Source organism: Vogesella oryzae (genome assembly GCF_902829295.1).
Classification (GTDB): domain Bacteria; phylum Pseudomonadota; class Gammaproteobacteria; order Burkholderiales; family Chromobacteriaceae; genus Vogesella; species Vogesella oryzae.
This window is the reverse complement of the sequence record NZ_CADEPL010000011.1, coordinates 1-23649: the sequence shown is the minus strand read 5'-3', so window position 1 is coordinate 23649 and position 23649 is coordinate 1. Positions and strand designations below refer to the sequence as shown.

The following is a 23649-nucleotide window of genomic DNA, read 5'->3' as shown; positions in this document are numbered from 1 at the left end:
TGTGTGTAACGCTTGGCGCCCCCGCAAGGGGCGCCTTTTTTCATGGTGCATGCTGGCCGCATGGTGGTGACCGCCGTGCGGCAGGGGACGGTTTCCGGAACGGTGTTTACAGGCCGGCGGCAATGACGCCGGCGCGGAGTACGACAATGCAGACGAAAGATTTGGCCGCCGGCACCGTGCGCACGGTGCCGGGTGATCTGGCGATGTGGTTTTTCATCCTGGCGGAGCTGGCGGTGTTCGGCCTGTTCTTCGCCATCTACGGCGTGGTGCGTGCGCGCCAGCCGGCGCTGTTTGCCGCCGGCCAGGCCGGCTTGTCGCGGCTGTCGGCACTGGGCAACACCCTGCTGCTGATTGCCGGCAGCGGCACCATGGCGGCGGCGGTGCAGGATTTCGCCGCCGGTCGCAGCCGCCGCGGCACGCGCTGGCTGTTGGCCACCCTGCTGTGCGGTGGCGGCTTCCTGCTACTCAAGGGGGCGGAGTTTGGCGGCCATCTGGCTGCCGGCATCACCCTGTCCAGCAACGACTTCTGGATGTTCTACCTGGCGCTGGCCGGCTTTCACTACCTGCACGTGGTGCTGGGCATGGTGATCATCGCCGCGGTGTACCGCGCGGCGCGACAGGGGCGCTACGATGCGGCCAACCATGCCGGGGTAGAAACCGCCGCCGCCTACTGGCACATGGTGGATCTGGTGTGGCTGGTGCTGTTCGCACTGGTGTACGTGGCGCGCTGACCAGGCTTCAGAGCTGCTTGCTCGCCGGTGGAAAACGCATATTTATCCGCTATTTGGCGCGCAACTTCGCCATAACTGACTACGCTGAATCATCGGGGCGAATGCATGCCAGTCAGCTAGCGCGTGTTATCGCCTGCCGGGCCAGAATTCAGGCCAGCAACGCGGCGCTTCACGTCGCACCCAGTTTCCGAGGAGTCGATGCCATCATGAAACAAACCATTTCCAGCGTGCTGCTGCTTGCCTTCACACTCGGCAGCCTGTCCGGTTGCGCCAACATGAACGAGACCCAGAAAACCACCGGCACCGGTGCGGCGATCGGTGCCGGTCTCGGCGCACTGATCGGCGCGGCTACTGCCGGCGGCCATACCGGCCGCAGTGCCGCCACCGGCGCGGTAGTGGGCGCGGCCATCGGCGCGGGCGGCGGCTATCTGTGGTCGCAGCACATGCAGAAACAGAAAGAAGCGATGGAACAGGCATCGCAGGGTACCGGCGTCAGCGTCAGCCAGACCAGCGATAACCAGCTGAAGCTCAACATCCCCAGCGATGTATCGTTCGACAGCGGCAGCTATGCCATCAAGTCCAACCTGCGACCGGTGCTGGACCGCTTTGCCACCACCTTGCAGCAGAACCCGGTCACCACGGTGCGCATCATCGGCCATACCGACAACACCGGTAGCGATGCCATCAACAACCCGCTGTCGCTCAACCGCGCCAACGCCACCCGCGACTACCTGGTACAGCATGGCGTCGCCATGAACCGCATCAGCATCGAAGGCCACGGTTCGCGCGAGCCGGTGGCCGATAACAGTACCGCCGCCGGACGTGCGGCCAACCGCCGGGTGGAAATCTTCGTCGCCGAAGCCGCCAAATAGACTGTGCCTGGTGGCTGACTTCCTGCCGAGTGCAGGCTGGAGACAAGCTGGGCGGAGGACGTGGGCGCAAGATGTCTGCGTCAGGAGCAAGAAAGGGGCCAGTGGCCCCTTTTCATTTTCGAACAATTTACGAGCAAATTCATGAGATCTCGAGCGGTTTTTGTAGAACATTAGTAGATTTTGTAGAACGGAATCAGGGACGGGAGCGCGTTTCCAGAGAAGGGGAAAATTTAGACTTGTCAATAGTTTAGGCATGCGGTTTGGTGGGGGGCGTAGTCTGGTGCGAGCCTGTCTCAGCGACCAACTCCCTGTAACAGGGAAATCTGCCGGTAATCTGCAAGAGTCACAAAATCTTTCGGTGCATCGTTGTCTCGATAACTTGTGCTACTAAGACTATTAGGCAGAACGCTACTGATGGACCACAGAAATTAACAGGGAAATTAAGTGGCAGAACAGGGAATGCATGTTTGCCATGCGAAGTGGACAGTCCCGGGTCGCTTGTGCCAAAGAAGTTTGACAGTTATTGAAGACTCGTATATAAAAGTATCCAAATAGGATATAGTTTTTCTTTAAAGTTTTGTGTTTGTGCTTGACACTTCTTTGTGATATGTGATTTAAGCCTGTCTTGGGGCTCAGAGGTAGCGAGAGTGACATTGGGCTGTGCACGCTGCTTATGAGTTTTTCGTCTTGATTAATTTAAGTGGGAAATTTATGAAAAAAATCGCACTGTTAGCCGTCGTTGCTAGCCTCCTGTCCACCAATGTGTTTGCACTTGAAGAAGCTGCGGCAACTTCTGCTGCGGGTAGCAGTGCTGCAGGCACTACTTCTGCAGCTGCCGCTGGCGCTGCAGGCACTACCGCGGGGATCGCAGGTCTGTCCGTTGGCACCATCGCTGCTATCGGCGCTGCTGTAGCAGCAGCAGTTGCCGTGAGTTCCAATTCGGACTCCTCGACTTCCCACTCCGCTACCAGCCACTAAGTAGCACAGTACGGCAGTCATGCCGGCTTGGAAGAAAGCCACTTAACAAAGTGGCTTTTTTTTTAATTTCATCCTTGTATGCCATTGTGAAATCATCAGTAATTCCAGGTTGGATCATTGTAACAACCGTCTCCTGTAACGTAGCCAATGCTTTGCCCAATCTGGTTGGGCAGGAAGGCTATATTAATATGCCCAGCGCTTTCACCGGTGCTGATGGGCAATGGAGTATGGGCTACAGTTTTGATCGTCCTTACGCTAGCTTGTGGACTTCAGTGACGATCTTGCCGGCGCTGGAATTTACTGGTACTTATACAAGTGTAATTGGCGCTGCGCCACGGTTTGCAGACCAAGGTTATGGGCGGTACAAGGATAAAGTAATTGGTGCGAAACTGCAGCTTATTGAAGAAGGTAAATATAATCCTGCTTTTTCTTTAGGCAAGAATGATATTTTTGGTACAGAGCTTTTCAAAAGCAATTATCTGGTTGCGAGTAAACATATTGGAAGTGTCGAGTTTTCACTTGGTTCTGGCACGGGGAGAATAAACGGTCTCTTTGCCGGTGCTAGATGGGTGCCGACAAGTTATCCAAATTGGTCTTTTGTTATGGAGCGGGACGTTAATAATTACAAGAATGACTTTAGATCATCAACCACCTTTGCAGCAAAGAGAACTCCAGGAACAAACTTGGGGTTAGAGTATCGTTGGGGCTGGCTGTCATTGCAGTTAGCAAACCAGCGAAGCCATAGCAGCATAAATGCTATGGTCAATATTCCGATGAACGAGAGAGAGTTTGTTCCCAAGTTTCAAGAGCCCAGCTACTTTTCGCCAGAAAAGTCTTTAGAGCGTCCAAGTGCCGCCGAGTGGCGCGCAGATCCGCAATATAAAGTGGATCTGATCAAGGCGCTGCAGAAACAGAACTATCAGCTCATTTCCACGGACTATGAAAGCGGGGCTTTTCAGCTGAGGTTCACGAACAGCCGCATCTCTAACTTGGGAAGATCTATAGGAAGAGCAGTACGGACTGCTCTTTATTTCATGCCTCGTGAGACACGTACACTAAAGGTTACGTATACAGAGCGTGAAATTCCTATTGCGACTTATGAATTCTTTGAAATTTCGAAACTGCAGGACTATTTGAATGGTCGGCTGAGTCGTAGTGAGTTCAAGGATTTCTATTTATTAAGAAGTGCCGATGATTTTGAAGATATTCATGCGGATGCAGACCAAGATGCGAATCTTCATGAAAGTTTGAAAGAGCCGGTGAATTTTGAGCTGCTTACATCGGATGAAGGCGATGTAGTGCAGTTGCGTCATCAGGATGCGCTACAGAACAAATTTAAGTTATATCCGAAACTGGGTTTTTATTTTAATGACCCCAGTGGAGCTTTGCACTATAACCTGGATGCTTTTGCGGACTATGAAAGACGGTTGGCAAAGGGGTTGTATTTCAGCTCTTCGGTGGGTGCAACGTTGCTGGAAGATGTCAGTAAAGTTCAGCAGCCATCCAATAGCTTGCTGCCCCATGTGCGTACCGATGTCGCCGATTATAAACGTGGCAGCAAAATGAAAATCTATCGCTCATTAATCAATCAGTACTTGAAGCCAGGAGCGGATTGGTATGGCAGATTGTCAGCCGGTATATATGAAGAAATGTATGCTGGTGTGGGCGGGCAGTTACTTTATGCCCCGGCAGCAAAACGCTGGGCGGCTGATATTTCTGTTGATAGTCTAAAGCAACGAGACTATCAGGGCTTCTTTGGGTTCCGTCACTACAGTACAACAACAGCGTTGGCTTCAATACACTATCGGTTTCCATATGGTGTAACAACAACCATGCGGGCTGGCCGTTTCCTGGCTGGTGATACTGGGGCAAGGTTCGAGGTTAAGCGCCGGTTCAAATCCGGTATGGAGTTTGGTGCATGGTATACATTGACCAATGGACATGACATTACAAATCCCGGAACGCCTAGTAGTCCATATAATGACAAAGGAATTTTCTTCAAAATTCCTTTGAGTGCAATGTTGACTACTGACTCAAAATCTTCCCCAAACTTTAGTCTTTCACCCTGGACTCGTGATGTGGGGCAAATGGTTTCTAGCCCCGGTGATTTGTATGAGCTACAGGAGTCGGTATCGCGTGATATGGGCACTTTTGACGGCCTTGGTGACTTTGCCGAAAGGGTGGATGAACATAACTCTCCTGAAGTGGCCCCTCCGGTGGAGTACTACAATGGTTGGCCGCAAATGCATATGAGACTGGATGATAGTTACTCGGCATTGCCAAGTTTCTCATCTTTTTCTCAGGAGGCTATTGCTGCTACATCGGTTATCGCTACAGCTGCATTGCTGGATAAGCTCTGGAATAAAAAAGTAAAACAGTATGGAAATAATAAAGCTACCGAAGCGCTAGATAGATTTAGTGAGGTTATGCCATTTATTGGAGCGGGGCTGGCGGGTAGTGCAGTGCTTTTCGGAGATGACCGCTTGAAGAATACAGGATTAATATCGTTGCAGTCGGCTGTCGCTTCTGGTTTTGGCAGTATGGCTTTGAAAAAAGTCGTGAATAGGTCTAGGCCTGAGAGTGGGGATGGCTATTCGCAAAAAAATGACAATAGTGGCTCGTTCCCTTCCAATCATTCCGCTGTAGTCTTCTCTCTTGTTACCCCATTTGCCTCTGAATATGATGCCCCATGGCTCTATGGGGTGGCGGGGCTGGCTGCCATTTCACGCACGGCGGAGCATAAACATTGGTTGTCAGATACGGTAGCCGGTTCCTTGTTGGGTTATTCCATCGGGAAATTTCTATGGCGCGCCCAGAGAAACGAAAATAAATATCAAGCATCTGTGGCTATTGACAAAACTGGTGTTGGTTTCTCTTTTGCCAAGCAGTATTAATTTGGTCCAAGGAATTTTATGAGTAATTATTTTAAGTGTTCGTCATTTTGTCTGTTGTGTTTTTTGAGTGTAGTAAGCCAAGCTGGCACGGCGGCTGTGCCGGATTTTTCTCAGCAGAGTTCGATTGTAAATTCAAGCCAGGCTATGACCATGGGGTTGGCGGCGGCACAGTTGACTGATCAATCGAATATTTCTAATGCTCAATCCAGAGCTTTGCAGAATAAGCAGGGTAATCCCTTTGTGACCCAGTCGCCGGTTTTGCAAGATAAGAAACAGTCGGATTTTATCAGATATGTATTTGGTGTGACCGGGAAAGATCTAAATGTCTTCGGGTCTGAGTTGTTTCAAGATAATGTATCAGGGTTTGTTCCACAAGAAGGGGCTCAGGTTAATGGTGATTATGTTGTAGGCCCGGGTGACGAGATACAGATGCATGGATGGGGGATGGTCGATATTGACCTGACTACACAGGTAGATCGTAGTGGTGCAATTTACTTGCCGCGAGTTGGAACGGTGAAAGTTGCCGGTGTGAAATTTCGTGACCTTCAGGGATATTTGAAGGCAGCCATTAAGCGAGTATTCACCAATTTTGAATTGTCGGTAAGCCTCTCGCAGCTGCGTTCCGTTCAGGTTTATGTAGTAGGGCATGCCCAGCGTCCAGGCACATATAACCTTAGTGCGATGAGTACGCTATTGAATGCCCTGTTCAGTTCGGGAGGTCCGTCTGCGACAGGCTCAATGCGCAATGTTCAGTTGAAGCGCGGCGATAAAGTTATTACAAAGTTCGACCTCTATGACATGCTGGTACATGGGGATAAAAGCAAGGATGTTTCATTGCAGGATGGTGATGTTATTTACATCCCGGAGACTGGCCCCTTGGTTGCCGTTTTGGGGGATGTGAAGCGACCTGCCATTTATGAATTGAATGGTAAGGAGAATGCCTCACAGGCGATGGAATGGGCGGGCGGTTTGAGCTCTTCTGCAGTGGGGAAAAAATTTATTGTTGAGTGGAATTTTAATAATTCCTTCCAGACAGTCGCTGAAGTAAAGAGTAGCGATGATATATCTAGTGCAAGCTCGCTGGCTGGAATTGCTTTGGTTCCCGGTAGTGTTCTGCGAGTGACTGCCCCTGGAGCTGTATCGGTTGCCGCTAGCAATTCTCGCGAGTTTGTTAATGTTTCTGGTTATGCGAAAAATACTGGTTCATTTGAAATAAGAAAAGGTGAAACTCTGCGAGAATTCATGGCTAGGCTGGGCGGTGTGGATGAAGATGGCTATGTTTTTGGTATGGTATTCACACGAGACAGTGTACGTGCTAGCCAACAAAAGCAACTTGACATAGTTGTAGATAGATTCGAGCAGGATGTGGAGTCTAGCGCCGCTCAAAAAATATCTGGTTCAACGGATAAGGATGTTGCCGCAAATATTCAAAAAGAAGTAGAACGCCAGCGTTCGTTGGTTCAAAAAATGCGCGGTGTAAAAGCTGATGGGCGGATTATTCTTGAGCTGAAAGATGGTAGTGCCGCACTTAAAGATCTGCCGGACATGCCCTTGCAGAATGGTGATACTGTGTATGTGCCGCGAAAGCCGGGAACGGTAGAAGTGCTAGGAGCGGTTTATCAGCAGAATTCGTTTATCTACAAGTCGGATCGCACGGTTGCAGATTATCTGGGTATGGCCGGCGGTGTTTCCTTGACGGGTAATAAATCGGAGATGTACTTGATTCGCGCTGATGGCACTGTAGATGCTAGTGGTACCTTGCTTGGTGGGGTTGGAGGGCTAAGAGTTAATCCAGGAGATGCCGTAGTTGTTCCGGAGAATATTGAACGGAGTAACTGGACTCAGACTGTAAAAGAGTGGACTACTATTCTGTATCAGTTTGGCCTAGGTGCCGCTGGTTTGAAGGTTTTGAAAAACTAATAGCGCAATGCTCTAGGCTAAAAAATAATGGAAAGTCAAAATAATATCGCTCCGCAGCAGGCGGAGGTTGATCTCATGGACGTTATCACGGCTATTATTCGGCAAAGAAAATTCATCGCCGGATCAGTGATTTTGATGTCGAGTATTGCTGTGGTGGTAAGTTTCATGCTGACACCGCAGTTTAGGGCAACTGCCAAGATCATGCCGCCACAGCAACAAGGATCGAGCGCATCTGCCTTGTTGGGGCAGCTTGGTATGCTATCGGGGGCCGTTGGTGGTATTGCTGGTTTGAAAAACCCCAATGACCTATATGTCGGCATACTTCAGAGTCAGACAATCGCTGACAGCTTGATTAAGAAGCTGAAACTGCGGGAGAGATTTGAGTCTGTCACACTGACCAGTGCACGTAAAACATTGGATTCGCTTACTGATGTTAGCTCCGGAAAAGATGGCCTGATTAGTATCAGTGTCGAGTCTGATGACCCCAATTTCTCTGCGAAATTGGCTAATGCTTATGTGATTGAGCTGACTGAAATCATGCGGCGAATAGCGGTAACTGATGCAGCAAAGCGACGGTTGTTTTTTGAAAAGCAACTGGAGAGTGCAAAAGAGAAGCTTGCTGCTGCGGAGCTGGCATTAAAGAAAACGCAAGAAAAAACAGGATTGCTTCAGGTTGACAGTCAAATATCTGCGATCGTAGCCAACGTGGCCCAGCTAAAGGCGGCTATTTCTAGTCGTGAAGTTCAACTGGAAAGTATGCGGGCATTTGCTACCAATGCAAACCCTGATCTGCAGAAGCTGCAGCTGGAGATTCAAAGCCTGAAAGGGCAGCTGGCCAAGCTGGAAAAGGATAATCCGCAAGCATCCGACCTGATGGTCCCAACTAGCAGATTGCCGGAGTCCGGCTTGGATTACTTGCGTCGACTGCGTGAGGTTAAATACCAGGAATCCATGTTCGAGATGCTGGCCAAGCAGTTTGAACTGGCCAGAATCGACGAGGCCCGTGACTCATCTCTTATCCAGGTTCTGGATGTTGCGACCGTGCCTGATCAAAAATCCAAGCCACAGCGTGCCCTGATTTGTATTACTGGCGCAGCACTGGGGCTGTTAATCGGGTTTTTTCTTGCCATTGTGCGCGAATTCAACTCACGTGCGGCGGCGAATAACCGGCCCAGCCCATGGAGTGTGATTGTGCAGACTTGGCGTTCGAGTTAATAAGTTAAGTTCTGATCATGAAAAAAGAATTTTTGAATAAAATAGCAGACAAATCCGCGGTCATCGGCATCGTCGGTCTGGGCTATGTCGGCCTGCCGCTGATGCTGCGTTTCAATGAAGTGGGCTTCAAGGTCCTGGGCTTCGACATCGACCAGAGCAAGGTTGATGCCCTGAATGCCGGCAAGAGCTACATCGAGCATATCAGTGGCGACAGCATCGCCAGCGCTCGCGCTGCCGGCTTTGAAGCCACCGCCGATTTCAGCCGCGCACCGGAAGCCGACGCGCTGATCCTGTGCGTACCGACCCCGCTCAACAAATACCGCGAACCGGACATGTCCTTCGTGCTGGGCACCATCGACAGCCTGGTACCTCACCTGCGTGCCGGTCATCTGGTATCGCTGGAATCCACCACCTACCCTGGCACCACCGACGAAGAACTGCTGCCGCGCATCGAATCCCGCGGCTTCAAGGTCGGTGAAAACGCCTATCTGGTGTTCTCGCCGGAGCGCGAAGACCCGGGCAACCCCAATTTCACCACCCGCACCATTCCCAAGGTGTGCGGCGGCGTAACCGAGGCTTGCCAGGAAATCGGCGTGGCTCTGTACAGCGCGGTGATCGACAAGGTGGTACCGGTGTCGTCCACCCGCGCCGCCGAGATGACCAAGCTGCTGGAGAACATCCACCGCGCGGTGAACATCGGCTTGGTGAACGAGATGAAGATCGTCGCCGACAAGATGGGCATCGACATTCACGAAGTGATCCGTGCCGCCGCCACCAAGCCGTTCGGCTTCGTACCCTACTACCCGGGCCCGGGCCTCGGCGGCCACTGCATCCCGATCGACCCGTTCTACCTGACCTGGAAAGCGCGTGAGTACGGCGTGCACACCCGCTTCATCGAGCTGGCCGGCGAAGTGAACTCCTCGATGCCGGATTACGTGATCAGCAAGGTGGCCAGCGCCCTCAACGAGCGCAAGAAGGCCATTAACGGCAGCAAGATTCTGGTGCTGGGCATTGCCTACAAGAAAAACGTCGACGACATGCGCGAAAGCCCGTCGGTGTTCCTGATGGAAAAACTGCGCGACCTGGGCGCCGAGATCAGCTACAGCGACCCGCACGTGCCGGTGTTCCCGAAGATGCGCGAGCACCACTTCGAACTGTCCAGCGTGGCACTGAGCAACGACAACATCGCCAGCTACGACTGCGTACTGCTGGCGACCGACCACGACAAGTTCGACTACGCCCAGCTGCAGCAGCATGCCCAGCTGATCGTCGATAGCCGCGGCAAGTACCTGCAGCCTGCGGCCAACGTGGTCAAGGCCTGATCACTGCCCGCCAGCAAAAAGCCGGATCCTACGGTCCGGCTTTTTTGCATCCGCAACGCGGCGACAACGCTGCCATCAGGCCAGCAGCGATTTCACCAGGTCTACATAGGCCTGCATCGCCTGCTCGGCGGTCTGACCCTTGAGTTTGTCCCAGGCATCGTATTTGGCGCGATTGATGAAATCCATCATGCCCGGGCGCTCGCCCTGCACATCGCCATCGGTAGCCTGCTTGAACATGGCATACAGCTGCAACAGGGTCTGGTTATCCGGGCGCTCGGCCAGGGTGGTGACATCTTTTTGCGCCTGTTCGAACAGGGTTTTCAGATCGGACATGGTTTTATCCTCCGCATGACGGAACGAATGCTCGCTCCTGGTTTATGTTGTATTAGCCCACCGGTGCAAACCGGCCGGCCAAATTTACCATGAAACGATCGTTTAATGCGGCTGCAGCGCCACCTGGATACGCTTGCGGCTTTTGACCGCCACACCCCCCTTCTGTGCCGGCATGAAATGCGCCTGCCGGAAGCGTGCCACCACAAAGCGGGCATAATCGCTGTCGCCGTTGCCGGCAACCACCTCGACACGGTCCACTTCGCCATTGCTGCCGATATACAGCAACAGCTGCAGCTGCTCGGGACTGCCCGCAGGATAGTCCAGCAACAGCGGACCAATCGGTGCCGCCAGTACATCCAGCTCGCTGGCCGGGTAATACGGGTCCAGCGCCAGCCCCGGCAGCACGCCCGCAGCGGCCGACGCTGCAGCCAACTGTGGCGACTGTTCAACCTGCGGCTGAGAGGCTGTTACATCTTCTGGTGGCGAGTCAGTCTCGACCGGCAACGCGGACGACTCGGGCAATGCCGGCGGTGATGTAACTGGAACAGCCGGCACGGGCGCAGCGGCAGCCAGCGTCACCGCCAGCTGCGACAGCCGCCCCCCGCCACGCTGCCCGGCCGGAGCCAGCGGCAGCAACAACAAGGCCGCATGCACGACCAGCGCCAACAAGGCACTGGCCAGCAGCGGCCGATCGTTTGCCAGACAGGCAGGCATGCAGCGCTTACTTGGCCTTGACCTTGAATGCCGCCTCGATGGTCTCGACCGGCACGGCACCGGAGATCATCTGGCCATTGGGGAAGAACAGTGCCGGCGTGCCGGCGACACCGAGCTTCTCGCCCAGTGCGGCCAACTCGGCCAGTGGCGTGCTGCAGTTGGCGGTGCCGGCCGGCAACTTGGCGCCGCTACGCATCACGGCGGTCCAGGTGGCGGCGCGATCCTTGCTGCACCAGATTTGGGTGGCCTTGCGCGGGGCGTCCGGGTGCAGTTGCGCCAGCGGGTACAGGAAGGTGTAAATGGTGACGTTATCCAGCTTGGACAGGGCATCCTGCTCCAGACGCTTGCAGAACGGGCAATCCGGATCGGAGAACACCGCCAGTTTGCGCTCGCCCTTGCCGCGCACTTCCTTGATCGCCTTGTCCAGTGGCAGGCTGTTCCAGTCGAAGCTGATCTTGTTCAGGTCTTCCAGACGCTGTTCGGTAAGGCTCTGCCGGGTCTTGGTATCGATCAGGTCGCCGGTCAGCAGATGCTCGACCTTGGCATCGGCATAGACCACGGTGTACTCCTCGCGACCGCCGCGCTTCATCTTCACCACCACTTCATACAGGCCAGCCACCGGTGCCGGCTGCACGCTGGTCACTTCGTGTTGCGGGAACTTGCTTTTGAACGTGGCAAGCACGCTGGCCGGCGTTTCCTCCGCCGAAGCGGTGCAGGCCAACAGCGACAGGCAAAGCGGAATGATGGCCAACTGGGGCAGACGGAGCTTCATTGCAATCCTTTTCAGTTAAAAGCCCACCGCATGGCGGGCCAGCTGCCGCTTGATCAGCGGCAGACGGTTTGTCAGGTTCAGACCGGTATTGCGCAACCAGGCAATGCCCGGCAATTCTTTGGCATGGAACAACCCGAACAGCGTGTCGCAGGTCAGCTGCATGGTACGCACGGCTTCCTTGCGGCCGCGCTCGTACCGGCGCAGCGCCAGCCACTCGCCCGGGTCCTTGCCCCCGGCGATGATGGCGGCCAGCCGCGCGGCATCCTGGAACCCCAGATTGACGCCCTGTCCGGCCAGCGGATGTACGGTATGGGCGGCATCGCCGACCAGCGCCACGCGCTCGGCAATCACATGCTGCGGTGTCAGCAGCCGCAGTGGAAACGCCGCCGCCGGCGTCAGCAGGTTCAGCTGTCCCAGGGCATGGTCACCGGCTTCGGCCACCACTTCGGCAAATCGTTCCCCCGGCAGCGCCAGCAGCGGCTCCGGTTGCGGCGTGGACCACACGATGGAAATGCGGTTTTCCGGCAACGGCAGCCAGGCCAGGATGCCATCGCCCAGAAACCACTGCCGCGCGATGCCGTCATGCGGTTTTTCGGTAGCGAAATTGGCCACCACGCCGCTCTGGCCATACGGTTTCACCCCGGCAGCGATGCCGCTCTGCTGTCGCACCCAGGAATTGGCACCATCGGCGCCGACCAGCAGGCTGGTCTGCAGCACGCGGCCATCCTCCAGCTGCAACGACGCCGACTTGGGCGAATGTTCCAGCAAGGTTGGTCGCACACCCTCCAGCAGCTCGACGCTACTGGCGGATTGCAGTTGCCGCCACAGTGCGGCCAGCAACCAGCGGTTTTCTACTATCCACGCCAGCGCCTCGGCGCCGGCATCGGCGGCGGCAAACGCGATGCGTCCGCCCTGATCGCCGCGCACATCCATGGCCGCGATGGTGCCGATGCGGGCCATTTCCGGCCACACGCCCAGGCTTTCGATGAAGCGGCGGTTGGCGGGGCTGATGGCATACACCCGCGCATCCCAGCCCTGTTCCAGATCATCGAATCTTGCCGCCTGGCCTTCCACCAGCGCGACGCGCCGGCCCTGCTTGTCCAGCGCCAGCGCCAGCGCCGCACCTACCAGACCGCCGCCGACGATTACGACATCAAATGAATTGCTCATGTTTCCCTAATGGCAACGCCGTGGCCAACGTTGGCCGCAGGCAATCGAATGGTGACAGCTTACACGCCAAAGACCAGATGGCCGGCAAAGCGTTTGCGCAGCGGCGGCACGCTATCCAGCACATTCATGCCGGCGCCGCGCAGGGTTTTCAGCAGCGGATTGGCGCCGTCGAACAGCCGGATCAGGCTGTGGGTGAAGCCCACTACCGCATGGCTGTCCACCCGGCGCTGCGCCGCGTAACGACGCAACACGGCGGCATCGCCCGGATCGGCGGCCGTCGCCACCAGCGCAGCCAGCCCGACCGCGTCGCGCAAGCCGAGGTTGAAACCCTGCGCCGCCACCGGATGCATGGTCTGCGCGGCATTGCCGATCATCACCACCCGCCCGGAGACCACACTATTGAGCTGGCGCAGCAGCAGCGGGAAAACCGCGCGCTCGCCGATGGCAGTAAAGCTGCCGAGGCGCTCGCCAAAGGCCTGCTGCAGCTCGGCCAGCACGGCAGCCTCGTCGGCGTCGTGCAAACGCAGCGCTTCTGCCGGCGTGCGCGTCCACACCAGCATCATGCGTTCGCCATGCGGCAGCAGTGCAAACGGGCCATCATCGGCAAAGCGTTCGTAGGCGATATTGCCGTGCGGCAGGCCCGGGGTGACTTCGGCCAGCAGCGCGCTCTGCCGGTAGTCGTGCACATGACGGCGAATTCCCGGCAGCGATTCCGCCAGCGCACCGCCCTCGGCCAACACTACCAGCCGCGCCGTCAGCTTGCGGCTGCGCCCGGCGGCGTCTTCCACCGTCAGGCTGGCATAGCGCGCCAGCGACTGCACCGCGGTGACCTTGTGCTGCCAGCACACCGCCACGCCCTGCTGCTGCAGCGCATCGCCCAGCCCGGCGGCCAGCGCCGGATAGTCCACTACCGCGCCCAGGTGCGGCAGCGCCAGATCGTCGCGGCTGATCACCGTGCGCCCCCAAGCCGCCTGCTGCGACACATGCACGGTGTCGATATCGGTCGCCGGTAGGCTGTCCGGCCAGGCACCGGCCGCCGCCAGCTGCTCGCGGCTGTACCACGACAAGGCCAGCGCGCGCGCGTCACGCACTGGCGCATCCTTGGCGCGCGCCTCGATCAGCAACACATCGCGTCCGGCCTGCTTCAGGCGCAAGGCGGCTAGCGCCCCGACCGGGCCACCGCCCACGATCACGATGTCGGAATGAAGAATGTCTGCTTGCATGCTTGCTTACGCTGCGGCCAACTAGCTGGCCTGCATCAGCGCCTCGATGTCATCAATGCGTTTTGGTGCCGCATCGGTATACACATAGTGACCATTGGCGGTCACCAGCACATTGTCCTCGATGCGGATACCGATATGGTGGAAAGCCGCCGGCACGCTGTCGTCCGGCCGCACATACAGTCCTGGCTCGATGGTGGTGCACATGCCGGCCGCGAACTGCCGCCACTGGCCGCCGGGACGGCGCAAGCCGACGTCGTGCACATCCAGCCCCAGGAAGTGGCCGATACCGTGCATGTAGAAGCGGCGGTAATCACCGGATTCGATCACGCCATCCACGCTGCCGGCCAGCAGTTTGTAATCCAGCATGCCCTGCACCAGTACCCGCAGCGCGGCATTGGCTGGTGCATCCAGCGTGGCACCCGGCTGCACCGCGGCGATGGCGGCCAGCTGCGCCGCCAGCACCACTTCGTACAGATCGCGCTGCGGCTGGCTGAAGCGACCATTCACCGGAAAGGTTCGGGTGATATCGCCGGCGTAGCCCATGAACTCGCAGCCGGCATCGACCAGCAGCAGCTCGCCGTCGTTGAGGCGGGCATTGTTGGCCACATAGTGCAGCGTGCAGGCATTGGCGCCACCGGCAACAATGCTTTCGTAGGCCGGCTGACGGGCACCGTTGCGCACAAAGTGGTACAGCAGCTCGGCCTCGATTTCGTATTCGTACTTGCCGGCACGGGTTGCCTGCATCGCCCGTACGTGCGCCTCGGCCGAGACCTGGCCGGCACGGAACAGTATCGCCTGCTCGCGCTCGTCCTTGAGCAGCCGCATCTCGTCGACCAGCGGCAGCAGATCGCCGAACTGCGCCGGCGCATCCACCCCGAAACGTGCGCGGGCGCGCACCGCCTCCAGCCAGCCAGCCACCCGCGCATCCCAGGCTGCGACCCGGCCAAGCGGCCAGTACAGCGCCGGCACATCGGCCAGCAGCTCGGGCAGGCGCTGGTCCAGTTCCTCGATGGCATAGGCCTCGTCAAAGGCAAAAGCTTCGGCGGCAGCCTGCGGGCCGTGACGGAAGCCTTCCCAGATTTCCAGCTCCGGATTCTTGCCGCGGCAGAACAGGATGGATTTGCCACGGCGGCCATCCAGCACCAGCACCGCCTCCGGCTCGGTAAAGCCGGTCAGGTACAGAAAATGGCTGTCGGCGCGATAGGGATAATTGGCATCGGCATTGCGCACCGCTTCCGGCGCGGTAGGCAGGATGGCGACAGCGTCGCCAATGGCCGCCAGCAGCTGCCGGCGGCGTTCAACAAGACTCGGATGCATGCGGTACACCTGCAATCGGAACGGCGCCCAGTTTACACCTGCCGCTGCCGCCAGGCGATGGCCCATGCGGCCAACATGACACCCGCCACCGCCCCCAGCATATCGGCAAGCGCGTCACCAACCTCGGCAGAGCGCGTGGCTGTCAGCAAGCCCTGCCCCAGCTCGGAGCCCACCGCCCACGCCAGGCACAGCGACAGAGTTGGCCGCCACAGCGCGGCAGCTTGTGCCCCCTGCCGCAGTCGCGGCCAGGCCAGCAAAACGCCGCCCGCCAAAAACAGGGCGAAATGGCCTATCTTGTCTAGATACGGAATACCGGAGGGCACGCCGGCCGGCTTGAACAGCAACCACAGCGACAGCAACCACCACAGCCAGGCCGGCAGCCAGTAACGGGAAACAGGCATCGCATTCTCCGCGCGCTAAAATGGCGGATTGTGCCCTGCCGCGGCAAAGCGCGCACCCTGCGTGCCCCGCCACCACCCATCGCCCCATCGCCAAGAAAGCACCGCCATGCCCCGCATCCTGATTACCGGCACCAGTGGCCAGCTGGGTTTCGAATTGCAGCGCGCGCTGTGCCTGTTCGGCGAGCTGCGCTGCCCCGGCCGGCAACGCCTCAACCTCGCCAGCCGCCAGGCCGTACTGGCCTGGCTGGATGCCGAGCGGCCGGATGTCATCGTCAATGCGGCGGCCTATACCGCGGTGGACCAGGCGGAAAGCGAGCCGGAGCTGGCCCATGCCATCAACGCCAGCGCGCCGGGCGCCATGGCGCAATGGGCCGCGGCCAACGATGCCCTGCTACTGCACTACTCCACCGACTATGTGTTCGACGGCAGCGGCGAAACCGCATGGCGCGAAGACGACGCCGCCCGGCCGCTATCGGTGTACGGCCACAGCAAATGGCAGGGCGAGCAGGCGGTGCGGGCCGCCGGCTGCCGCCACTTCATCCTGCGCACCAGCTGGGTGGCCGGGGTACATGGCAGCAACTTTGCCAAGAGCATGCTGCGGCTGGCCGCCAGCAAGGAACAGCTACGGGTGGTGAACGACCAGTTTGGCACCCCCACGCCAGCCAGCCTGCTGGCCGATGTCAGCGCCCAGCTACTGGGCCGCACCCTGCAGGACAGCGAACAGCCTTACGGCACCTATCACGTGGCCAGTGGCGGCTGCACCAGCTGGTACCACTATGCCGAGTATGTCATCGGCCTTGCCCGCGAGGCCGGCTGGCCGCTGGCCCTGCCCGGCGACGGTCTGTTGCCGATCCCCGGTGCCGACTACCCGCAACAAGCGCAGCGGCCGGCGTATTCGGTACTGGATTGCAGCAAACTGCAGCAGACTTTTGGCCTGCGGCTACCGGGCTGGCAGCAGGCCATCCACCAGCTGTTTGCCACGCTGGACGCAGCCCGCCGCGACTAGCCGTCGCCCACTCCCGTAGCCAAATCCCAGCGCTGCACGACCAGCGCCCGCCCTTGCCGCGCCCGTCACTCCGGCTGGCAAGGTGACAATTTTCTCCTTGTACGCCACAGCCTGGCCTTTCTTGCACCGCAGGTGCCGCGTGTTAAGGCACTGATAAGCGAGCGATACTATCAATAAGTATGTAGCGTCCGAATACGCTACGACGCAACGACACCCAGGCCAAACGGCCGACAAGGAGAGACTCATGAAAAAGCTACTCTGGTTACTGCCACTGCCACTGGCACTGCTACTGCCGCTGGCCCAGGCCGAGGACACTGTTACCACCCCGGATGGCAGCAACGTGATTGTTAACGATAGCCCCGATAGCGCCACTCACGACCTCAACGATGACAAAGGACAGGATCGCAACAGCGAACACGAAAGCAGTGACCACGAGTCCGGCGGCCATGACAGCGGCGGTCACGACGGCGGTGGTCACGATGGTGGCCACGATAGCGGCGGCAAGGGCGGCGACGACTAACAGCCGAAACCGGCCGGTCTATACTGCAGCACAGCCAGCACCAGGAGCACATCATGCGCAGATCACTATTGGCCCTCGCCCTGCTCGTCATTACCGGGCAAGCGATGGCACTGGAACTGAACACGGCCACCGTGTCCGAACTGGAAGCCGCAGGATTCAGTCCGGCCGATGCCCAGACCATCTATGACGCCACCCACCCGCTATCGGGCACCCCGACGACCTTCACCAGCAGCAAACAGCTGCTGAGCCTGCCCGGCATCACCCAGGGCGACCTGAACCGGGTACGCGCCAACCTCACCATTAACGGCCAGCGCGTCACCACCCGTTCCGGCACAGCGCCGGCCATCCCGGGCGTCAGCCCGGCGATTCCGGCCAAGAAAGCGACCCTACCGGAAGCGACTGACGACAACAGCGCTGCCGGCAACTCAAGCAACAAAAGCGGCAATAGGGGCGGCAACAAAGGCGGGAACGGGGGCGGCAATAAAGGCGGCAATGGCAAGGGCAACAACTAGCCAGATAGCAGCCCCAGAGGCAACGGCACCGGCAGCACAAGCGCCCGGTGCCGTTTTTCTTGCTCACTCAAGCCAGTTGCTGTCGCAGGAAATCCAGCGTGCGCTGCCAGGCAAGGTTGGCCGCATCGCGGTTGTAGCGCGCGGCATTGGTATCGTTGTTGAACGCGTGGTTCACCCCCGGATACAGATACAGCTGGTAAGGCTTGCCCGCCGCCTTCATCGCGGCCCCGAAGGCGGGAATGCCGGCATTGATACGCTCGTCGAGCCCGGCATGGTGCAGCAACATGGCCGCATGAACGCGGCTAACGTCTGAGGCCGCCGGATGGCTGCCGTAATACATCACCGCCGCGCGCAAATCCGGCAACTGCACCGCCATCTGCCCCACCTGTCCGCCGCCCCAGCAGAAGCCCACCGCCCTGCATGAGCCTGATGCCGCACAACCACCAGATGTTTTCCGTCGTCGGCATCTATACCGGGCGCGAGGACAACGTGTTCTGGCAACGGAAGGGAACAACCATCGAAGCCGTCGCGGCCAAATCGCTGGGGGCCGGCGATGTGGCCACCCTCGGCAGCGATGCCATCCATTCGGTGCTGAACCCGATCGGCAAGATGACTTGCGCGCTACACGTGTATGGCGGTGATTTCTTCGCGCCGCCCAACCCGCGCAGTGAATGGGACCACGAAACGCTTATCGAAGAGCCGTGGAATGTGGAACACGCCAAGTCGCTGTTCCGCGAGGCCGAGGCACGCTTTGCGGCGAGCCGCGGCTAACCGGGGGGCAAGCCGCTAGTCCCAGACACTGCTCTGGATATAGGTGACACCCGCTACCAGTGGCCGTGCGGTACGGATCACGCCGGCCTTGGTGATCTGCGGCCAACCTTCGGCATCCACACCTGCCAGGGTGATCTGGGTGTGTAACTGGCCGCTGGGATGTTCGATCGTTACGTTTTGCGGTGCGGCGGGGTCGAGCTGTGCCAGGCGCTGCACCAGCGTGCCCGGAATATGGCAGGCGGCCGCCACACACAGCGCGCCGGTGACGGCATGGGCGGCATGGCAATTCCAGGGCACAAAGTAGCGGGAGCTGATCTGCCCGCCATGAGCCGGTGCGGCCAACAGCACCACCTTGGGCAAGACCTTGCCGCTGACATCGCCCAGCCCCATGCGCAGTGCCGCCTTGCGGCGAAGGTCTTCGATTCTGGCAAGCAGCGCGCTATCGGCATCCAGTTCCGCCTTGCTTTCGTAGCCGGTTTTTCCCAGCGCGCTGGCTGCGATGAACACGATCGGGCTGGAGAAATCCACACACGACACTTCTACGCCATCGATTACATCAATGGCCTGGCCGGTGGGCATCAGCTTGCCAGTCTTGGCTCCGGCGGCATCCAGAAAGTTGAGCAGGATAGGCGCGCTGCTGCCCGGAACGCCGTCGATGTGCACATCGCCCTCGTAGTTCACCTTGCCGCCCGGCGTCTGCACCACCGCCTCGACCACCTTGCCGGTGTTCTGGTTATAGATACGTACCGCCGTCTGCGGCATGTCGGCGGCCACCAGGCCGTGCTCCAGCGCAAAGGGCGCCACGCCAGCCAGCATATTGCCGCAGTTGGGCGAGGTATCTACCGTGGCACTGTCCACGGAGACCTGGGCAAACAGGTACTCCACGTCAATGCCGGGACGAGATGATGCCGACACCATCACCACCTTGCTGGACAGCGAATCCCCGCCACCAATGCCGTCGATCTGGCGGCGATCCGGCGAGCCCATTACGGCCAGCAGCACCTTGTCGCGACGGGCTTCGTCTTCCGGCAGGTCGCTGCGCAGGAAGAACGGTCCTTTAGACGTGCCACCGCGCATTACGACGCAGGGAATAGGGATCAACATGGTGTTACCTCGGTAGATGAATGGCTTACCGAGTCATTCTCGTTACTCCCACACCGCAAGAGAAATGAATTTATCTTCGTTATTATTGTGTTTTTGTAAATTATTCTGCGTTGTCCTGATAGGACTTCACCAGCTCATACAGCGCCTCTGCGGCCGGCGACAGTTCGGCTGTCTTGCGGGTAATCAGCACCAGTCCACGCGAGACAACCGGGTTGCCAAGCTTCAATACCCGGATGCGTGGGTAGGCCTCGCGTTGCAATGCCAGCCCCGGCAAAACGGCGGCCCCCACCCCTTCTGCCACCCGACCGAGAGCGGTAGACACCCGCTGCACTTCGTACAGCGACTGCAGTGAAACGCCATTTTCTTGCTGGGCTCGGTCGAGCAGCGGGCGGTTGCCGCTGAACTGGCCAATCGAGATCAGCGGGTGCGGTTCGAGATCACGCCACTCCAACGCCGGCAGGTTGGCCAGGGGGTGATCGTCTCGGCAGACCAGTACAAACTTATCCTCGATCAGCGGCACGCCGAATAACTCCGCATGATGGCTACCGGCGATGGTGATGCCAAATTCGGCCTCGCGCTGCAGCACCGCCCGCGAGACACCGGCCGAGGTGTGATCGAGAATCTTGATGTGGTTTTCCGGATATTGCCGCGAGTAGGCCTGGATGATGCGCGGCAGAAAGCGCACGCCAACGGTGGGCACGCAGGCAATCGTGACACTGCCGCGCTTGAGTCGGCCGCTATCGCGAATCTCGTTCAGCGACCCCGCCAACTCAATCAGCAGGCGCTTGGCGTGCGGCAGGAATTCTGCCCCCACCTGGGTCAGCGCCATCGAACGCGTCGTTCGCTCAATCAGCTTTACGCCCAGGTAGTCTTCCAGGTTCTGCAGACGGCGGGTAATTCCCGCTTGGGAAAGAAACAGGCTTTCCGCCGCCGTCTGGAAACTGCCGCATTCGGCAATGGCCACGAAGGCTTGTACCCCGATAGTGTCGATTTTCATAACTAAAACTCAATAATCCTGCAGATAAATTTACTTTACTCGGCTAGCGGCACTTTGCACACTGCAGCCGACTGCTTCGGCAGCACAGCGATGAGTACTCTCTTTTTGGCCACCCGATCCGGTGGCTTTTTTTTTGAGACCACGGAGATTGATCAGTTTTTCGCAAAAATAATCAAGAACAATGCATTTAACAAAACAAAAAGACGCTACCACAATGCAAGTCAAGCAGCAGGCAACCGCTTACGCTGTAAGGAAGACACAATACGGAGAGACAGCACCATGAAAAAATTGATCGCCCCCCTTGCAATGACCGCATTGCTGCTGGGTTCCCAAGCTGCCCTGGCAGCCGAGCCCATTGTGATCAAGTTCAGCCATGTCGTGGCACCGGACACCCCGAAGGGGCAGGCCGCCGAGTACTTCAAGAAGCTGGTTGAAGAGCGCACCAAAGGCCAGGTAAAGGTACAGATTTACCCCAACAGCCAGCTGTACAAAGACAAAGAGGAGCTGGAGGCCCTGCAGATGGGCTCCGTGCAGATGCTGGCACCGACCACCAGCAAGTTCGGCCCCATGGGCTTCAAGGAGTTCGAAGTATTCGACATGCCCTATGTCTTCATGAATGAAGACCAGGTTCACAAGGTGACCCGCGGTCCGGTGGGCGCCAGCCTGCTGCAGAAGCTGGAAAGCCGCGGCATCAAGGGCCTCGCGTTCTGGGATAACGGCTTCCGCGTGTTCAGCGCCAACAAGCCGCTGAAAGTACCTGCCGACATCAAGGGCCTGAAAATCCGTATCAACTCGTCGAAAGTGAACCAGGCCATTATCCAGTCGGTAGGCGCACTGCCGCAGACCATGGCGCTGTCCGAGGTGTATCAAGCGATGCAGACCGGGGTGGTTGACGGGGCCGATGGTAACGTATCCAACCTCTACACCCAGAAGCAGTTTGAAGTGCAGAAGTACGTTGTGGATACCCGCCATTCCTACAGCGGCTACGCCGTGGTGGTGAACAAGAAATTCTGGGACGGCTTGCCGGCCGATATCCGCACCACGCTGGAAGGCGCGATGCGTGATGCCACCGCCTACAACGACCAGGTAGCCGAAAAAGATACCAACCAGGCCTACGAGCGCATCAAGGCCAGCGGCAAGACCCAGGTCTATGTCCCCACTGCTGCCGAGAAGAGCGAATGGGTCAAGGCGATGCAGCCAGCCTTCAATGACATCGCCCCGCGCGTTGGCCTGGCAACCATCAACGCAGTACGTAGCGCTGTCGCCAAATAAGCGGCCATCGGCGGGTAGTGCTCTGCTACCCGCCGCCTACCTGTTCCCAGCGAGGTTGTTGTGAAATTCCTGGATCATCTGGAGGAGTGGCTTATCGCCATCCTGATGGGCGCAGCCACGCTCATCACCTTTGTGGCCGTACTGCACCGTTACGGTAGTGGCACTGCCTGGCTCAACCCCCTGCTGTCCGGCATCCACATGAGCTGGGCACAGGAACTGACCATCTATATGTTCGTGTGGATGGCCAAGTTCGGTGCCGCCTATGGTGTGCGCACCGGCATCCACGTCGGCGTCGATGTGCTGATCAACAAGCTGTCCGATCGCAATCGTGCCAAGTTCATCGTCATCGGCCTGCTGGCCGGCGCACTGTTCACCGGCATTGTCGGCACCCTCGGCGCCGACTTCGTGTGGGAAATCGCCCATACCGACCAGACCTCGGTCGACATGGAAATCCCGATGTGGCTGGTCTATCTGGCCGTACCGTGCGGCTCCTACCTGATGTGCTTCCGCTTCCTGCAGGTAATGGTGGCCTTCCTCAAGACCGGCCACCTGCCCAAGCATGACCATAGCCACGTCGATGGCATGGAAGATGTGGCCGAAGACAGCAACTGGTACGCCATGGACGACAACCTGCATCCGCACGACATCAAGAAAAACGGAGGCGACGCTAAATGAGCGCACTCATCATTTTTGGTCTGCTGCTGGTGCTGATGCTGACCGGCATGCCGATCTCTATCTCGCTGGGCCTGACGGTACTGACCTTCCTGTTCACCATGACCGAAGTGCCGATCGAGGCGGTGGCGCTGAAGCTGTTCACCGGTATCGAGAAGTTCGAGATCATGGCGATTCCGTTCTTCATCCTCGCCGGCAACTTCCTCACCCACGGCGGGGTGGCGCGGCGGATGATCAACTTCGCCTCGTCGATGGTCGGCCACTGGAACGGAGGCCTCGGCCTCGCCGGTGTGGTGGCTTGCGCGCTGTTTGCCGCCGTGTCCGGCTCCAGCCCGGCGACCGTGGTCGCCATCGGCTCCATCCTGTTACCGGCGATGGTGAAGCAGGGCTTCCCGCGTGACTTCGGCGCCGGCGTCATTACCACCGCAGGGGCATTGGGCATCCTGATTCCGCCATCCATTGCCATGGTGATGTACTCGGTGGCCACCAATACTTCGGTGGGCCAGCTGTTCATGGCCGGCGTGATTCCGGGCCTGATGCTAGCCTCCCTGCTGGGCTTCACCACCTGGTGGCGTGCCCGCAAGTACAACTACCCGCGCCTGCCCAAGGCCAGCTTTGCCCAGCGCATCAAGGCATTCCGTGAAAGCATCTGGGGCCTGTTGCTGATCGTGGTGGTGGTCGGCGGTATCTACACCGGTATCTTTACCCCGACCGAAGCGGCCGCCATGTCCGCGGTGTACGCCTTCTTCGTGGCAGTGTTCGTGTACAAGGACCTGACGCTGAAGCAGGTACCCAAGGTGCTGCTCGACTCGGCCAGCATGTCGGCGATGCTGCTGTACATCATCACCAACGCAGTGCTGTTCTCGTTCCTGATGACCAGCGAAGGCATTCCGCAGGCGATGGCCAGCTGGCTGATCGATGCCGGTCTCGGCC

At 58.3% G+C, this 23649-nt stretch carries 24 protein-coding genes; 14 read left to right on the top strand and 10 right to left on the bottom strand.

The features are described from left to right. Window positions 1–146 precede the first annotated feature (146 nt). From HU218_RS04565 to HU218_RS04535, 7 genes are all read left to right on the top strand, one after another. Entirely contained in the window at window positions 147–731 is a 585-nt protein-coding gene (locus HU218_RS04565) for a cytochrome c oxidase subunit 3 (protein ID WP_217450712.1), read from the top strand. A gap of 206 nt (window positions 732–937) precedes the next feature. Next, window positions 938–1603 carry a YiaD family glycine zipper/OmpA-like lipoprotein gene (locus HU218_RS04560; RefSeq protein WP_174873755.1) on the top strand — a complete coding sequence of 222 codons (666 nt, stop codon included), beginning with the start codon at window positions 938–940 and terminating at the stop codon, window positions 1601–1603. 660 nt (window positions 1604–2263) lie between these two features. Further along, window positions 2264–2581 carry a hypothetical protein gene (locus HU218_RS04555; protein ID WP_174873754.1) on the top strand — a complete coding sequence of 106 codons (318 nt, stop codon included), beginning with the start codon at window positions 2264–2266 and terminating at the stop codon, window positions 2579–2581. A gap of 50 nt (window positions 2582–2631) precedes the next feature. Then, window positions 2632–5475 carry a YjbH domain-containing protein gene (locus HU218_RS04550; RefSeq protein ID WP_217450711.1) on the top strand — a complete coding sequence of 948 codons (2844 nt, stop codon included), beginning with the start codon at window positions 2632–2634 and terminating at the stop codon, window positions 5473–5475. 18 nt (window positions 5476–5493) lie between these two features. Then, complete coding sequence (locus tag HU218_RS04545) at window positions 5494–7395, top strand: polysaccharide biosynthesis/export family protein (protein ID WP_174873753.1); 1902 nt, start codon at window positions 5494–5496, stop codon at window positions 7393–7395. A 27-nt stretch (window positions 7396–7422) separates the two neighbouring features. Next, on the top strand, window positions 7423–8610 hold the full coding sequence (locus HU218_RS04540; protein ID WP_174873752.1) for a GumC family protein: 1188 nt from the start codon (window positions 7423–7425) through the stop codon (window positions 8608–8610). Between the two features lie 17 nt (window positions 8611–8627). Continuing rightward, a complete protein-coding gene (locus HU218_RS04535; RefSeq protein ID WP_174873751.1) occupies window positions 8628–9932 on the top strand; it encodes a nucleotide sugar dehydrogenase in 1305 nt (434 codons plus the stop codon). Between the two features lie 75 nt (window positions 9933–10007). Here HU218_RS04535 and HU218_RS04530 read toward each other — a convergent pair whose 3' ends face one another. The 7 genes from HU218_RS04530 to HU218_RS04500 form a co-directional block, all read right to left on the bottom strand. Further along, entirely contained in the window at window positions 10008–10265 is a 258-nt protein-coding gene (locus HU218_RS04530) for an acyl-CoA-binding protein (RefSeq protein WP_174873750.1), read from the bottom strand. A 102-nt stretch (window positions 10266–10367) separates the two neighbouring features. Further along, entirely contained in the window at window positions 10368–10979 is a 612-nt protein-coding gene (locus HU218_RS04525) for an energy transducer TonB (RefSeq protein WP_174873749.1), read from the bottom strand. Between the two features lie 7 nt (window positions 10980–10986). Then, complete coding sequence (locus tag HU218_RS04520; RefSeq protein WP_174873748.1) at window positions 10987–11751, bottom strand: DsbC family protein; 765 nt, start codon at window positions 11749–11751, stop codon at window positions 10987–10989. Between the two features lie 15 nt (window positions 11752–11766). Next, window positions 11767–12921 carry a UbiH/UbiF family hydroxylase gene (locus tag HU218_RS04515; protein ID WP_174873747.1) on the bottom strand — a complete coding sequence of 385 codons (1155 nt, stop codon included), beginning with the start codon at window positions 12919–12921 and terminating at the stop codon, window positions 11767–11769. Between the two features lie 59 nt (window positions 12922–12980). Then, window positions 12981–14144, bottom strand: coding sequence for an FAD-dependent oxidoreductase (locus HU218_RS04510; protein ID WP_174873746.1), 1164 nt, complete (start codon window positions 14142–14144; stop codon window positions 12981–12983). A 21-nt stretch (window positions 14145–14165) separates the two neighbouring features. Further along, a complete protein-coding gene (locus HU218_RS04505) occupies window positions 14166–15461 on the bottom strand; it encodes an aminopeptidase P N-terminal domain-containing protein (protein ID WP_174873745.1) in 1296 nt (431 codons plus the stop codon). 32 nt (window positions 15462–15493) lie between these two features. Beyond that, window positions 15494–15862: a VanZ family protein gene (locus tag HU218_RS04500; protein ID WP_174873744.1), complete on the bottom strand. Its 369-nt coding sequence runs from the start codon at window positions 15860–15862 to the stop codon at window positions 15494–15496. A gap of 106 nt (window positions 15863–15968) precedes the next feature. On the opposite strand from HU218_RS04500, the gene rfbD reads away from it, so the two are divergent. From rfbD to HU218_RS04485, 3 genes are all read left to right on the top strand, one after another. Next, the gene (gene rfbD / locus HU218_RS04495; RefSeq protein ID WP_174873743.1) at window positions 15969–16868 is read left to right on the top strand and encodes a dTDP-4-dehydrorhamnose reductase; all 900 of its coding nucleotides are present in this window, start codon (window positions 15969–15971) and stop codon (window positions 16866–16868) included. Between the two features lie 244 nt (window positions 16869–17112). Then, window positions 17113–17388, top strand: coding sequence for a hypothetical protein (locus HU218_RS04490; RefSeq protein WP_174873742.1), 276 nt, complete (start codon window positions 17113–17115; stop codon window positions 17386–17388). Window positions 17389–17441: 53 nt separating this feature from the next. Beyond that, window positions 17442–17900, top strand: a complete 459-nt coding sequence (locus tag HU218_RS04485) for a ComEA family DNA-binding protein (protein WP_174873741.1) — start codon at window positions 17442–17444, stop codon at window positions 17898–17900. Window positions 17901–17967: 67 nt separating this feature from the next. Here HU218_RS04485 and HU218_RS04480 read toward each other — a convergent pair whose 3' ends face one another. Then, complete coding sequence (locus tag HU218_RS04480; RefSeq protein WP_174873740.1) at window positions 17968–18276, bottom strand: dienelactone hydrolase family protein; 309 nt, start codon at window positions 18274–18276, stop codon at window positions 17968–17970. 44 nt (window positions 18277–18320) lie between these two features. Here HU218_RS04480 and HU218_RS04475 point away from each other — a divergent pair, with 44 nt between their 5' ends. Further along, window positions 18321–18671, top strand: coding sequence for a hypothetical protein (locus HU218_RS04475; protein ID WP_246210718.1), 351 nt, complete (start codon window positions 18321–18323; stop codon window positions 18669–18671). A 15-nt stretch (window positions 18672–18686) separates the two neighbouring features. Here HU218_RS04475 and HU218_RS04470 read toward each other — a convergent pair whose 3' ends face one another. Both HU218_RS04470 and HU218_RS04465 read right to left on the bottom strand, forming a co-directional pair. Next, on the bottom strand, window positions 18687–19775 hold the full coding sequence (locus HU218_RS04470; protein WP_174873739.1) for a 4-oxalomesaconate tautomerase: 1089 nt from the start codon (window positions 19773–19775) through the stop codon (window positions 18687–18689). A 100-nt stretch (window positions 19776–19875) separates the two neighbouring features. Beyond that, complete coding sequence (locus tag HU218_RS04465) at window positions 19876–20772, bottom strand: LysR family transcriptional regulator (RefSeq protein WP_174873738.1); 897 nt, start codon at window positions 20770–20772, stop codon at window positions 19876–19878. Window positions 20773–21051: 279 nt separating this feature from the next. On the opposite strand from HU218_RS04465, the gene HU218_RS04460 reads away from it, so the two are divergent. The 3 genes from HU218_RS04460 to HU218_RS04450 form a co-directional block, all read left to right on the top strand. After that, complete coding sequence (locus HU218_RS04460; RefSeq protein ID WP_174873737.1) at window positions 21052–22044, top strand: DctP family TRAP transporter solute-binding subunit; 993 nt, start codon at window positions 21052–21054, stop codon at window positions 22042–22044. A 60-nt stretch (window positions 22045–22104) separates the two neighbouring features. Then, window positions 22105–22719 carry a TRAP transporter small permease gene (locus HU218_RS04455; RefSeq protein WP_246210717.1) on the top strand — a complete coding sequence of 205 codons (615 nt, stop codon included), beginning with the start codon at window positions 22105–22107 and terminating at the stop codon, window positions 22717–22719. Continuing rightward, on the top strand, window positions 22716–23649 hold a 934-nt coding region (locus tag HU218_RS04450), incomplete at its 3' end, for a TRAP transporter large permease (protein WP_174873736.1). The genes HU218_RS04455 and HU218_RS04450, both read left to right, overlap by 4 nt.

Excerpts from the sequence above, each read along its gene's own strand:
- HU218_RS04480 (WP_174873740.1), bottom strand. The coding sequence starts at position 18,276 with ATGGCGGTGCAGTTGCCGGATTTGCGCGCGGCGGTGATGTATTACGGC.
- HU218_RS04475 (WP_246210718.1), top strand. The coding sequence starts at position 18,321 with ATGAGCCTGATGCCGCACAACCACCAGATGTTTTCCGTCGTCGGCATC.
- HU218_RS04460 (WP_174873737.1), top strand. The coding sequence starts at position 21,052 with ATGAAAAAATTGATCGCCCCCCTTGCAATGACCGCATTGCTGCTGGGT.
- HU218_RS04520 (WP_174873748.1), bottom strand. The coding sequence starts at position 11,751 with ATGAAGCTCCGTCTGCCCCAGTTGGCCATCATTCCGCTTTGCCTGTCG.
- HU218_RS04560 (WP_174873755.1), top strand. The coding sequence starts at position 938 with ATGAAACAAACCATTTCCAGCGTGCTGCTGCTTGCCTTCACACTCGGC.
- HU218_RS04500 (WP_174873744.1), bottom strand. The coding sequence starts at position 15,862 with ATGCCTGTTTCCCGTTACTGGCTGCCGGCCTGGCTGTGGTGGTTGCTG.
- HU218_RS04540 (WP_174873752.1), top strand. The coding sequence starts at position 7,423 with ATGGAAAGTCAAAATAATATCGCTCCGCAGCAGGCGGAGGTTGATCTC.
- HU218_RS04515 (WP_174873747.1), bottom strand. The coding sequence starts at position 12,921 with ATGAGCAATTCATTTGATGTCGTAATCGTCGGCGGCGGTCTGGTAGGT.
- HU218_RS04465 (WP_174873738.1), bottom strand. The coding sequence starts at position 20,772 with ATGAAAATCGACACTATCGGGGTACAAGCCTTCGTGGCCATTGCCGAA.
- HU218_RS04525 (WP_174873749.1), bottom strand. The coding sequence starts at position 10,979 with ATGCCTGCCTGTCTGGCAAACGATCGGCCGCTGCTGGCCAGTGCCTTG.
- HU218_RS04535 (WP_174873751.1), top strand. The coding sequence starts at position 8,628 with ATGAAAAAAGAATTTTTGAATAAAATAGCAGACAAATCCGCGGTCATC.
- HU218_RS04470 (WP_174873739.1), bottom strand. The coding sequence starts at position 19,775 with ATGTTGATCCCTATTCCCTGCGTCGTAATGCGCGGTGGCACGTCTAAA.
- HU218_RS04485 (WP_174873741.1), top strand. The coding sequence starts at position 17,442 with ATGCGCAGATCACTATTGGCCCTCGCCCTGCTCGTCATTACCGGGCAA.
- HU218_RS04490 (WP_174873742.1), top strand. The coding sequence starts at position 17,113 with ATGAAAAAGCTACTCTGGTTACTGCCACTGCCACTGGCACTGCTACTG.
- HU218_RS04565 (WP_217450712.1), top strand. The coding sequence starts at position 147 with ATGCAGACGAAAGATTTGGCCGCCGGCACCGTGCGCACGGTGCCGGGT.
- HU218_RS04545 (WP_174873753.1), top strand. The coding sequence starts at position 5,494 with ATGAGTAATTATTTTAAGTGTTCGTCATTTTGTCTGTTGTGTTTTTTG.
- HU218_RS04505 (WP_174873745.1), bottom strand. The coding sequence starts at position 15,461 with ATGCATCCGAGTCTTGTTGAACGCCGCCGGCAGCTGCTGGCGGCCATT.
- HU218_RS04530 (WP_174873750.1), bottom strand. The coding sequence starts at position 10,265 with ATGTCCGATCTGAAAACCCTGTTCGAACAGGCGCAAAAAGATGTCACC.
- rfbD (WP_174873743.1), top strand. The coding sequence starts at position 15,969 with ATGCCCCGCATCCTGATTACCGGCACCAGTGGCCAGCTGGGTTTCGAA.
- HU218_RS04510 (WP_174873746.1), bottom strand. The coding sequence starts at position 14,144 with ATGCAAGCAGACATTCTTCATTCCGACATCGTGATCGTGGGCGGTGGC.